Here is an 11,906-nt window from a genome sequence, read left to right as displayed (position 1 = left end):
AGCACTAGAAGCGGCAATTTCGACAATTAATTCCGGCGCGCCTTCTACATAATCATCTTGACTAATTATCGATTGTCCTCCCTTTTCAATTCTTAATAGGGCATCCGGTTGGGGTTCGTTATCAATATCTAATCTCACGGTACAATTATCCCCTAATTGCAGATAGGGGGTAAAAGCTTTATAAAAACCCAACCATAACATAATATGCGCGTGGGGTTCACCATGTTGGGTAATTCTCAAGGGAGATGCCATATAAACAATTCCTTCAATTAATTCCGCTTTTTTGAGATGGGGCATCCCTTGATAACGTCGTTCAAATTCCCATCGAGTTAATTTATCGCCGTTTTCTAGGGGAGGAATTGTTAAAGAAGCAGCAATTACTGGGGTAGTTGTCATAAGTTTTCTCTTTTCACCCGTCTTCTTGTTAATCTTTGCCCGCTATCGGATCAGGCTTTTTTACTGATCTTCCATTATTATAACATCGATCGGTAGGGTGTGTTAAATTAGCTCAACACACCCACAAAAATTAATTGTAAGTCAGCAGATAATCGACAAGCTTAATTAATCTTTTCTCTTTAACTCCTGACACTGGGCGATTTAGGATATCTTCCAAAGAGTCAAAGGGCTTTTCTGAACGTTTTTTCAGAAAGTCATTAACAGATGCAGGTAGAATTCCCCCTTTTTTAAGCTGATTAGCATCACAGGTATTTAAAAGCTCTAAAATCGACTTATAAGAAGGAGGAGGAGGAGGAATAATTTTTTCTTCCAGTCTTTTGATTTCTTTTTGGTACTCCTCTCGGATTGCTTGTAACTGGGTTTCTAATAGTTTTTCAAGATTACTCATCCTCAATTCTAGAGAATTATCTATTTCTTCTGGCGTGGTAATTATCGCAGGAGCAGCAGATAATAACTGCATTTGCTGTAAAGCAATATTCTCCGCTTCTTTATCAACCACAAAAGCGTTAATCATCTCGATGTCAGGAACTTTCTTATTAGCGATGACAGAAGCATAATATTCTAAATCTCCACTGATAATATTATAACGTTCATCGACTTTTTTATTATCAGCTTTTTTGAGAATAGCAGGGCGAATAATTCCACCCATTTCAATAATAAGATTGGCTAAATTTTCCAATTCAGTTTCAGAGAAAGTTTCTCTGGCAACGGAAGGATTAATATCAGTAATATCGACTCGTAAAAATTTCCACATTTATTTAACTCCTATTTTAGCTAAAACTTCAATTGCTAAGGCTTCAAATTCTGCTGCTGATACTCCCGCATCAGCTTGATGTTCCGCATAATCAATTATAGATTGGGGGGCAGGAATTTCTAAATCTCCCACGGTAACATATTGATTTATACAGCGAGATAAAGGCATTCTTTCCGAGATAGTTGATTCCATCAAGGGTAAACTATATTTGTCTGGAATCACTTGTTTTTGTTTGGGAAAATTATATTTTAAGTATTGAGCGTGGGTGGAAATTTTGGAAGGTAAAACGCCTAAAATTTGTAGTGTTGGTTTGCCCAAATCTCCACGACTTTCATTGATTTCCTCTTGAACAAAGTTTTTAACGCTATCTAATCCTTGATTAGAAAATGGTTTAAGATCAGAAGGAATTATCAGATAATCAGCGGCAATTAAAGCAATGCGTGCATACAAATCAAGTGCGGGAGGTGCATCAATAATTACAATATCGTATTGATTATTTACTTTCTCTAATTTTCTTGCCAATCTAGCAAATACCGCTGCATTATCTTTAATTTTAGCTTGGTTAGCAATTAAAGATATGTGAGAGGGAATAACATCAATTTCTGGATGATTGAATCCTTGGGACTTTCTGACGATATTCTCAACAAAAATGCGGTTACTGTTATCTAGCAAATGAAAGACATTTTTATCTTTTAAATCATCGTCATCATCGAATTGAAACTTAATTAAACCAACGGCAAAGGTACTATTAGCTTGAGCATCAATATCAATTAATAATACTCGCTTGCCTTTTTTACTCAAAGCTGCCGCTAGATTGGTAGCGACGGTGGTTTTACCAACACCACCTTTATGATGATAAATTGCGATGGTTTTCATGGGATTTCTGTTGTTGATTGTTGGAGAATTGAGCGGTTGAATACCTAAAGATAAGGTTTCGTAGCCAATCAGAGATTTTAACTGTTCTAAGTGAGAGGCAATTTCTAACCCAGAACATCTAAAAACTAAATAAATTTTATCGGGCTTTCTTTGATAAAGTAGAATCTCATAACCATTGGTTAATAATCCCCACTGCACTTTAAAGTAGTTGAGATAATAACCTAAGCGGTGACGATGATTGATCAGCTTTTCTCTGGGGTTTTTAGCTTCGATAACTAGACAGTGAGAGGATAAAAACTGCTTTTTGTTGATAGGTTTTTGAGCGGAAACAAGGAAATCTAAGCGGACTTTACCGAAGCTAACTTGTTGATACCAATGTTCGGCATTGTAGCCTAGTTTGGGGAGTAAATACTGGACGATTAATTTACTCTCCACTTCCCTTTCGTTATGACAATAGTGAGGATTGAAAGTCACACATTTGAGGAAATACTTAAGAACAACTTATTGTTAGTTTAAATGATGACAGCCCTTCTCGTCAAGGTGAAGCACAGACTAAATTCTTACTTAATCGGGTATTTCAGCTGCAAGAACGAACCCCATCTATCCCAGAAAAGCTACATATTGAGATGAATATCAGTCAATTTACGGGTTTATTGCAGTAGGATGTTTACCTAAAAAGCATCCTACTCACCGCTTCAATTAATTAATCTGCATAATTTTCTCGGCTACTTGCTGGGAAATAAAAGGTAAAATTGAGCGATTTTGACTGTTATCTTTTCCCTCGATAAATACCACCAAGAGATAGGGAGTATGATGGGGAATTTCAATATAGGCTGCATCGTGACGCACTTGACTTGTCCAACCAGCTTTTGACCAAATTTGACTATTTTCTGGTAATCCTTGTCCGAGAAATCCTAAGATTTGTGTATCATCTCCTTGACTTGTCCAATCAGCAGGATTAAGACTACGTTTTAGTAAAGACATCATCATCTGGGAACGTTGGGAAGAAACAGCAATCCCCCCGACAATAGTATGAATTAAACGCGCCACTGCATTGCTAGTTAACATATTGCGATTCTCCATTAATTCCCCTAAAAAAGCGCGTTCACGTCCATAGGGACCATCGGACCAAGTTTTTTGATTAACGTTAATTGTCGCTAATTCTGGCCAATTTAGGGATTGAAAATAACGATTAACTATGTTGCGTTGTTGCTTCCAAGTTTCAAAGGGACCGGCGGCAATTTCTGGACCGCTAGTGGTTCCCGTGACCAGATCTACAACTAAACTGGTAGCATCATTACTAGAGTCAACAATCATGTCACGAATGGCGCGATTTAATTCGGTGCTTTCGGGAATCATTACCCCTTCTAACCACTCATGAATTGCTACTAGATAAAATAATTTCACTAAACTAGCTGGATAGGTTCTTTCTTGTCCGCGATAGCTAAATCCGCGGGGGGAATATTTCCAGAATTCTTCGTGGGAAATTGCTCCCCCCGTGTTGACGATAACGGGAGGATCATATACTATCCAAGTTAGGGCAATTTGTTCTTGAGCTAATTGGGGAAATTCTCGCCAAGTTGTTTCTAAAATATCTGTACCGAACTGTTGGAGGTGATCTTCAGTATGAAAAAAGTTCATAGGTGTGCTGCAAAGTCAAGAGTTAGAAGGTGGATAAATTCTTGAGTCGGCAATTCTCATTTTACGGTAAAATTTACCGATAATTAATTATTTGAACGCTTCTGAGTTTAATGTTTATATCTACCGATGAGGTTCATCTCTATTTTATCAGTCTCGATCCGCCTGGGGACAGACTAGAAAAACTGGCTTCTTTGCTCTCGGAAGATGAAATAATTAGAGCTAATCGTTACCATTTTCCCCAACACAAGCGGCGTTTTTTGGTGGCTAGGGGGTGTTTACGGGAGATTTTAGGGTCATATTTGGCGATAAGTCCCAAAAAAATCGAGTTTATCTACAGTGAACGGGGAAAACCGAGTATTAACTACCAATTACAGTTTAATCTCTCCCATTCCGAAGAGATGGCAATCTGTGGCTTGACTTTAACCAATCGCATCGGGGTAGATTTAGAGAAAATGCGGGCCATGAAAGATTTAAATAGCTTGACAAAAAGGTTTTTTTGTGCTAGGGAACATGAGCTTGTTGAAAAGTCCGCCGAGAAGGAAAAGCTATTTTTTCAGTTATGGACGGCAAAAGAGGCTTATTTAAAGGCACTGGGAACGGGAATTAGCGGGGGACTCGATCGAGTGGAAGTAGGCCTCAATCCCTTAAAATTAGACAATGTGGCGGGGGAATGGCAATTATGGACAGGAGAAATCGGCGATAATTATCGAGCGACGGTGGTTATCGAAGGTAGCGATCGAGTGATTAAAACCTTTGGCCTTTCTGATCTATGATTAATTGGGTAGTTAATTGCCTTCAGGTGTCCTTAATTATTACTTAATCTTGCTTTCTCTATGCGAATTGCTCTTTTTACAGAAACTTTCTTACCGAAAATCGATGGAATTGTCACCCGTCTTAAACATACCGTTGACCACCTACAAAGATTAGGTCATCAGGTATTAGTTTTCTCTCCCGATGGCGGTTTAAAAGAGTACAAAGGTGCTAAGATTCATGGAGTTACAGGGATTCCCCTACCCCTATATCCGGAATTAAAAATGGCTTTCCCCCGGCCCTCAGTCGGTCAAGCTTTAGAGAGGTTCAAACCCGATATTATTCATGTGGTTAACCCCGCTATTTTAGGGGTGGGAGGCATTTATTTTGCCAAAACTATGAACATTCCCCTCGTCGCTTCCTATCATACCCATCTCCCCCAATACCTACAACACTACGGGTTAGGTTCCCTAGAAGGATTACTCTGGGAATTATTAAAATTGGCCCACAATCAAGCAAGTTTAAATCTCTGTACTTCCACTGCTATGGTGCAAGAATTATCTAGTCGTGGCATTGAAAAGGTAGAGCTTTGGCAAAGGGGAGTCGATACGGACTTATTTCAACCTCATTTAAAATCCCCGGCTATGAGACTGAAATTATCCCAAAATAACCCCGATAGTCCTCTCTTATTATATGTTGGTCGAGTCTCGGCCGAAAAAGAAATCGATCGCATTAAACCAGTATTAGAAGCGATTCCCGAAGCAAGATTTGCCATTGTGGGAGATGGTCCCCATCGGGAAGCTTTAACAAGTCATTTTGCCGACACAAATACCCATTTTGTCGGTTATTTACAGGGGTTAGAATTAGCCTCCGCTTTTGCTTCCGCAGATGCTTTTCTTTTTCCCTCACGCACAGAAACCCTCGGTTTGGTACTCTTAGAATCCATGGCTGCCGGTTGTCCGGTGGTGGCGGCAAATTCGGGGGGAATTCCCGATATTGTCACCGATGGAGTTAATGGTCATCTCTTCGATCCTAGGGATGAGAAGGGTTTAATTACTGCCACCCAAAGATTACTAACCGCCAAGGCAGAAAGAGAGGAATTACGACGAAATGCGCGCCTAGAAGCGGAAAAATGGGCATGGCAAGCGGCCAGCAAACAATTATTAAATTACTATCACCGGGTTTTGAATAATAATTCTGTGGCTTTTGCCGCTTAATTGTTGTCAAAATGATCGAATTTAATTGCAAAAACCTTGACCTATTGTAACTTTTATGGCCAGCGCACCCAGTACCACCTTAGATAAGTCCACCCAAGTTGTCAAAAAGACTTATCCCAACTATAAAGTTATTGTTCTCAACGATGACTTTAACACCTTCGATCATGTGGCCAATTGTTTAATTAAATATATCCCAGATATGACTACCGATCGAGCTTGGGAATTAACTAATCAAGTTCACTACCAAGGACAAGCAATTGTCTGGACAGGTCCCCAAGAACAAGCGGAACTTTATCACCAACAATTGCGACGGGAAGGATTAACTATGGCTCCTCTAGAGGCCGCATAATTATGAATAATGGTCGCTTAGTTTGGAATCATTCTACTCATATTCCGGGGTTGATTGCGGTATTAGAAAAGTTAATTACCTATCAAGGAATCACCACTGTCACTCCGGGGGTACTTTCTCGCTCAAAAGGTCATTGTCCGCGGTTACAATTGCGGATATCAGTGCCAATTCTTGGTGGTTTTAAGGTGATTGCGAGGACAGGAAAAAGTGTGCAGGAAGTCTTTGTTATCACCGATTTAAACCAAGCGGATTTAGAAATGGCTATCCAAGCTTGTTTAGGAAAATAACTGTCGTGGGTGCGTTGTTGAAAGGCTGCTGGTTACTAATCATTGTTTTTCTGTTTTTCTGTGTACATTCTCTCCCTAGTTTGGCAGTAGTGGATAGAGTTCCTTTAACAGTAACTTTATTGCAGGAACGTTTAAGCGCACCCGTCCTTAAAGAAGGGATGACTACCATTGATTTAGCCAATTTAGTTATCGATATCCGCGATGAAAATAAGGAACTCCAGGAACAATTTTATCAACAGATTCAAGGTCAAATTAATCGCGCTAAACAACCCCTAGGTTTAGATTTTAGTAATTCCTTAATTCAAGGCAATTTTATCGCTTCCCGTCTGGGTTTACCGACTCCTTTAACAAAAGTAGCTCTCGCTACCTTATTATCACCCACGGAAGAACAGTTATTACAACAGGACGAAAATTTTTTATTCGATAGCGATGAACCAGTTTTTAATGTCACAGTATTTCGCGGACCGGTGAAGTTGTCCGGAACCGTATTTATGGGAGAAGTGGACTTTTCTAAGACCTTTTTTCTGCAAATTGTCGAAGCAATGGAAGCAAAATTTAGTCGTGAAAGTAATTGGGTAGAATCTCGTTTTGCTAGGGTAGCGAAATTTACCAAAGCCACTTTTATGGGAGATGTAAATTTTAGTCAAAGTCAATTTTTAAATAAAGCTATCTTTCGCACGGCACATTTTAAAAGTATTACCAACTTCCATCGCAGTCATTTTACTGCCGAAGCTTATTTTGATCAAACTAAATACGATAAAACCGCAGATTTTACCCGTACTTTCTGGGAAAAAGAAGCCAATTTTTCCCAAAGTCAATGGCGAGATCGTCCGCTATTTTCTAAGAGTAGATTTTTAAGTTTATTAACCTTTAGAAATGCCACTCTTGAAAAATCAGGCGCTTTCCGTTCTAGTTATTTTAATGGTGTGGTTAGTTTTCAAGATCTGAAACTTTTAGATCAGGTAGATTTTAGTAATTCCACTTTTACTAAAAATAGTTATTTGAGTGTATCGGGATTAGCTTTTGATTCCGATAAAGCGAAAATACTAGGAGATAGAGGAGTAATTGGTCAAGCAATTTATTTACCAACCTTAACAGGAAATGAAACAGTTTTAAGAAATTTAGTTCGTAATTTCCGCTCCCTAGAACAAATTGCTGATGCCAATCAAATTGAATACAAAACCGAAAAATTGCGTTTTCAACAGTTAAAACAAAAACTGAATAATATCTCAATTATTCGCCTAATTAACCTCACTTGGTTAGCTGATTTTCTGCATACTTCTTTCCTTGCTTTACTATTACTCTTAAGTCAAGATGGTACAAATTTTAGTTTAGTTTTCGGTACAGGAATCATAATTTTTGCCTATTTTGGCTGTTTATTTTGGTTAATTGATCGCGTGCGTCGTCTCACACCTAAACCAGTAATTCCTAATCGTTATGAAATTCTTTGTATGGTAACTAGCTATATTATTCTCACCCTTTCAGGTGTATTTAATATCCTGCAATCTGCCAGTCGTCCCCTACTAACTTTAACAGCCATTGCCCTAATTCTTGTCCCCTTACCCCTAATTTTAATTATCGAACTTTATCGTCGGGGACGCTATCACGATTTAATGGATAGTTCCTATTTCCTACAAGATGGTAGTATGCGACAATTACGCTTATTAATCACCCGTTTACCCGTGGTTCCCCAATTTCCCCTCTTTCGCGATCGTTATACTCCTATTCCTTGGCAAAAGCGTTGGAATTGGTTAAATTATTACGATTTAAGTCTCAATAATTTGCTAAAATTAGGCTTTAATGATTGGCGAGTTCGCGATCAAGAATTACCCGCTATCATTTCTTTTTTAGTTTGGTATCAATGGGGTATCGGCATCTTTTATATCACTCTCCTTATCTGGACTCTCTCGCGCACGATTCCGGGGTTAAATCTCTTGATTTATTTAAAATAAACTGTAAAAATTTAAATACAGCAGTTATCTTTTCGTTTTGGGAAGCAGAAATATGAGTGGAAAAATGACCCTTACTTTGAACCGTGATACCTACGGAAGGTTACTAGCCGAGTATCTACCAAAAGTAAGAGAAACCGATGCAGAAAACGAACAGGCTATTACCCTAGCTGCGGCCTTATCTCATCGAGAAAATCCCAGTCTATAAGAAACCACTTTGTTAAATTTACTCTTGACTTTAATCGAAAAATACGAACAAGAGAATTATCCCATTGAAGAATCAGAACCCCATTCAATACTTTGGGAACTCATGGAAGCTAACAACTTACAAGAAAAAGATTTATCAGATATACTAGGTTCAAAAGCAATAGTTTCTGATATTCTTATTGGCAAACAAATAATAACAGAAAAACAAGCTGTAAAGTTAGGACAGTTTTTTCACGTTGACTCAAGTTTATTTTTATCTACTCAGTAAATTTGTGCTGTATAGGTGATGCTTGGCTATAACCCTACACCCCACACCCCACACCCTGCTCCCAGGAGAAACTTTTTGCCGCAAACCCTAGTTACGAACTCGACCCATTTGGTCGATTTTTGCTTAACAATTGAGATGGCAAATTCTCCTCAAATATGCCTGAATCGTGGGTAAGCAACTCACATAAAGTTAATTTTGTCAAGGATGGTTAAGATGCGCTTACCCTGCTAAAACCCCAAAACCCAACACCCGACCCCCTAATTTAATGATTTAATAAAACCGACCACTGCTGCAGGAGATAAAAACTATGTGTATTCTGGGTTTTGATCCGGGTAAGGATAAATGTGGGATCGCAGTCAGATCATCGACGGGGAAAATTTATACCCATGAGGTGATAGCATCGTCACAAGCGATCGAGCGTTTAGCCAGTCTCTGTCAACAATATCCGATCGAATTACTGGTGATGGGGAACCAAACCACCTCGAAAAGTTGGCACCAAAAAATTGCCGCTCGTGTCACTATCCCGATTACTCTAGTGGATGAACGCAATAGTACCCTAGAAGCGCGCGATCGCTATTGGCAAATGTTCCCCCCCAAAGGATTACAGAAACTCATCCCCCAAGGTATGCGTCTTCCCGATCGCCCCATTGATGATATAGTGGCGATTCTGCTGATCGAACGTCATTTACAGTCCAAATAATGTCACACTACAAAATAGACACAGCAGGGTGGATTGACGATGCTCCTAAGTAAAGGTTTTGAAGTAGAAATGTACACCGGAACAGCAGCCGGAGAAATTATCGGTTTATCCGATCGCATTGTCAAGGATTTAGATGGTTTTGTCCGGGAACCGGATAGTCGTAACGTAGAATACACCACGGCTCCCATGACTAACTATGACCGTCTTTTATGCGCTACTTTAAAACCTCGTCTCGCTCTACGGCGATATTTGCGTCGTTTAGGCGATTATACCCTCATCCCTGGCAGTACCCTCTCCTTGGGTGATAGTCAACATTTTTATCGCAGTGACCCTCAAAATCCCTATCATGACTATATTGAACAGACCTACGGCACTAATGTAGTCACGGCCAGTATTCATATTAACGTCGGTATTAGCGATTATGAGGATTTAATGCGTGCCTGTCGCTTAATTCGCCTAGAAGCTCCTTTATACTTGGCTTTAAGTGCTTCCTCTCCTTTTCTCGATGGTAAAATCACTGGTTCCCATTCCCGTCGTTGGCAAGTTTTCCCCCAAACTCCCGCTTATGTTCCCCTCTTTGAAAGTCATAAACATTTTGTCACTTGGACCGAGGAACAATTAAAAATCGGTACGATGCAGAATGTTCGTCATCTCTGGGTCTCAGTACGTCCTAACGGTAGCAATCGTCCCTATAATCTCAATCGTCTAGAATTGCGAATTTGTGACCTGATTGCTAATCCTATTAGTTTATTAGCAGTTATGGCTTTTTTAGAGGCCCGTTTAATTCAACTTTTACACGATCCCCAATTAGACCCTTTAATTTTAAGTCAATTACCCAGCAGCAATCGGGGCGAGGATTTATTAACTTTAACCCAAGAAAACGAACAGGCTGCCGCGCGTTTTAGTCTTGATGCCACCCTGAGACATTGGTACGATGGCCGGGAAATTTTAGCTAGGGATTGGATTAAAGACCTCTATGTTCAAGTTTATCCTACCGCTAAAGAAAAGGGTTTTAGTTGTTTCCTCTCCCCCCTACAAAAAATCCTCCGCGAAGGTAACACTGCACAACAATGGTTAAAACAATACGACCAAGGTATGGATGTTAAAACTATTATCAAACAGGCGATTATTACCCTAGAAAAAGAGGAACGAGAGTTAGAACATAAATTATGTCAGCATATTCTAGTCGCCTAAATAATTATTTTAAGGCCATGGTAATTAAACCCTGTTGACCGAGAAGAATTTCCCGCAGCAGCGTACAAATTCCCACCCAGATAATCGGAGAAATATCAACTCCTCCCAAGGGTGGTATGAGTTGACGCACGGGGATTAAAAAAGGTTCCGTTGGCCAAGCAATAATATTAAAGGGAAAGCTATTTAAATCTACCTGTGGATTCCAGGTTAAAACGATCCGTAAGATAAACAAAAGGGTCATCAACCCTAAGATAATTCCCAATGTCCAAATCAATGCGATCGCTATGTCCATAGTCCCTAAATGAGTTTTTTACTAATTGCCTCTGTCCTAATATAGCAGTTTTGGTTCTATCTTGAAATAATTATGTTTAAAGGTGGGTGTTGCTGATTTGAGATATGAATCTTCTTTTGTGGGATTTTTAAAACCTAGACTCAAACTAACTTTTGGATACGATGCACAGTCGGCATTCATACCTTGATTCAGCAACGCCTAAAATATCACTCTTTGATTATACTCAATACTAAAACTCCATAATTCTTTAAGTTTGCCTGATAATTTATGAGTTTTGAGAGATGGATCAAACGGATTTTCTTGAAATTTTTCTAGCTTTGTCCGAAATTTTCTTTCTAACTCATGGTCGCCTTGAAAACGTTTTTTGAAGGCTCGCTTAAAAGACTCATCAAAACTAATTTCTATCATTATTCTTCTAAAAACTGCATTAGTTCATCTGTATCTGAGGAAAATTTTAGTTTTCCTTCTTTCTCGTTCTGTTTGGCTACCAAATAGTTTTGATAAATTTTGTCACGTTGCTCTTCTCTTAAAAACTGTTCTAAAAGAAATTGTATCTCTTCCTTTTCTCCTAAAGATAAGGTTTTAATTGCTTCTACGACTTCACTAAATGTCATATTTATCTCCTTAAAGATTTTATATATTTGTTTCTATATATAGTTTATCAGTGATCGCCGATAACTTCAAGGTTTTTTTCTTAGAATATCTTAGCGAAGTTTGACACTCCCCGCTCTAAAGAGACGGGGATTCTTGGTTCACAGAGATTACTTGCTTAGACAGAATTGCTTCTGAAAAAGTAGAGGTATTCTCTCCCCAAGCGTTTATTGGGTCGAGCATCGAAGGTTCCGGTATGCCCTACCGTACTTAGTCCCCTTTTAAGGATGTTGATTGCGGCGTTTTCATCCCGCTCCAAAACACATCCACACTTGCACTGATGGGTTCTAGTCGATAAAGATTTTTTGACAGTTT

The 11,906-nt window shown here is 39.1% G+C and carries 14 protein-coding genes and 2 pseudogenes; 8 read left to right on the top strand and 8 right to left on the bottom strand.

Annotated elements, in window-relative coordinates; all coding sequences use genetic code 11:
* From IM319_RS14145 to IM319_RS14130, 4 genes are all read right to left on the bottom strand, one after another.
* Positions 1 to 396 (bottom strand): Uma2 family endonuclease (locus tag IM319_RS14145; protein ID WP_287735982.1); only part of this gene is annotated, 396 nt, incomplete at its 3' end.
* Between the two features lie 130 nt (positions 397 to 526).
* Positions 527 to 1,210, bottom strand: coding sequence for a chromosome partitioning protein ParB (locus IM319_RS14140; protein ID WP_287735981.1), 684 nt, complete (start codon positions 1,208 to 1,210; stop codon positions 527 to 529).
* Complete coding sequence (locus IM319_RS14135) at positions 1,211 to 2,560, bottom strand: ParA family protein (RefSeq protein ID WP_287735980.1); 1,350 nt, start codon at positions 2,558 to 2,560, stop codon at positions 1,211 to 1,213.
* 225 nt (positions 2,561 to 2,785) lie between these two features.
* Positions 2,786 to 3,727, bottom strand: coding sequence for a serine hydrolase (locus tag IM319_RS14130; RefSeq protein WP_287735979.1), 942 nt, complete (start codon positions 3,725 to 3,727; stop codon positions 2,786 to 2,788).
* Between the two features lie 110 nt (positions 3,728 to 3,837).
* Here IM319_RS14130 and IM319_RS14125 point away from each other — a divergent pair, with 110 nt between their 5' ends.
* The 8 genes and pseudogenes from IM319_RS14125 to gshA all read left to right on the top strand — a co-directional run bounded on the left by IM319_RS14125 (position 3,838) and on the right by gshA (position 10,648).
* The gene (locus IM319_RS14125) at positions 3,838 to 4,500 is read left to right on the top strand and encodes a 4'-phosphopantetheinyl transferase family protein (protein WP_287735978.1); all 663 of its coding nucleotides are present in this window, start codon (positions 3,838 to 3,840) and stop codon (positions 4,498 to 4,500) included.
* Between the two features lie 60 nt (positions 4,501 to 4,560).
* Positions 4,561 to 5,694 carry a glycosyltransferase family 4 protein gene (locus IM319_RS14120; RefSeq protein WP_287735977.1) on the top strand — a complete coding sequence of 378 codons (1,134 nt, stop codon included), beginning with the start codon at positions 4,561 to 4,563 and terminating at the stop codon, positions 5,692 to 5,694.
* A 55-nt stretch (positions 5,695 to 5,749) separates the two neighbouring features.
* Positions 5,750 to 6,043 (top strand): ATP-dependent Clp protease adapter ClpS, encoded by a 294-nt coding sequence (gene clpS / locus IM319_RS14115; protein WP_002765336.1) that lies wholly within the window; start codon positions 5,750 to 5,752, stop codon positions 6,041 to 6,043.
* A gap of 2 nt (positions 6,044 to 6,045) precedes the next feature.
* Positions 6,046 to 6,330 (top strand): DUF2103 domain-containing protein, encoded by a 285-nt coding sequence (locus IM319_RS14110; RefSeq protein WP_286826806.1) that lies wholly within the window; start codon positions 6,046 to 6,048, stop codon positions 6,328 to 6,330.
* 5 nt (positions 6,331 to 6,335) lie between these two features.
* A complete protein-coding gene (locus IM319_RS14105; RefSeq protein ID WP_287735976.1) occupies positions 6,336 to 8,282 on the top strand; it encodes a pentapeptide repeat-containing protein in 1,947 nt (648 codons plus the stop codon).
* Positions 8,283 to 8,334: 52 nt separating this feature from the next.
* Positions 8,335 to 8,754: pseudogene (locus tag IM319_RS22570) on the top strand (helix-turn-helix domain-containing protein).
* 307 nt (positions 8,755 to 9,061) lie between these two features.
* Positions 9,062 to 9,454 (top strand): pre-16S rRNA-processing nuclease YqgF, encoded by a 393-nt coding sequence (locus IM319_RS14090; protein ID WP_052275734.1) that lies wholly within the window; start codon positions 9,062 to 9,064, stop codon positions 9,452 to 9,454.
* 39 nt (positions 9,455 to 9,493) lie between these two features.
* Positions 9,494 to 10,648, top strand: coding sequence for a glutamate--cysteine ligase (gshA, locus tag IM319_RS14085; protein WP_287735973.1), 1,155 nt, complete (start codon positions 9,494 to 9,496; stop codon positions 10,646 to 10,648).
* A 4-nt stretch (positions 10,649 to 10,652) separates the two neighbouring features.
* On the opposite strand, the gene IM319_RS14080 is transcribed toward gshA, so the two are convergent.
* From IM319_RS14080 to IM319_RS14065, 4 genes and pseudogenes are all read right to left on the bottom strand, one after another.
* Positions 10,653 to 10,940: a YggT family protein gene (locus IM319_RS14080; protein ID WP_286826811.1), complete on the bottom strand. Its 288-nt coding sequence runs from the start codon at positions 10,938 to 10,940 to the stop codon at positions 10,653 to 10,655.
* A 198-nt stretch (positions 10,941 to 11,138) separates the two neighbouring features.
* On the bottom strand, positions 11,139 to 11,348 hold the full coding sequence (locus IM319_RS14075; RefSeq protein WP_287735972.1) for a type II toxin-antitoxin system YafQ family toxin: 210 nt from the start codon (positions 11,346 to 11,348) through the stop codon (positions 11,139 to 11,141).
* Complete coding sequence (locus IM319_RS14070; RefSeq protein WP_158198448.1) at positions 11,348 to 11,554, bottom strand: hypothetical protein; 207 nt, start codon at positions 11,552 to 11,554, stop codon at positions 11,348 to 11,350. Before IM319_RS14070 ends, IM319_RS14075 begins: the two co-directional genes overlap by 1 nt.
* 115 nt (positions 11,555 to 11,669) lie before the next feature.
* Positions 11,670 to 11,906, bottom strand: a pseudogene (locus tag IM319_RS14065) (RNA-guided endonuclease TnpB family protein); the annotation flags it as partial.

The organism is Microcystis sp. M113S1, from assembly GCF_020246945.1.
GTDB lineage: Bacteria > Cyanobacteriota > Cyanobacteriia > Cyanobacteriales > Microcystaceae > Microcystis.
The sequence above is the reverse complement of the archived record's forward strand: the minus strand, read 5'-3'. Positions and strand labels throughout refer to the sequence as shown.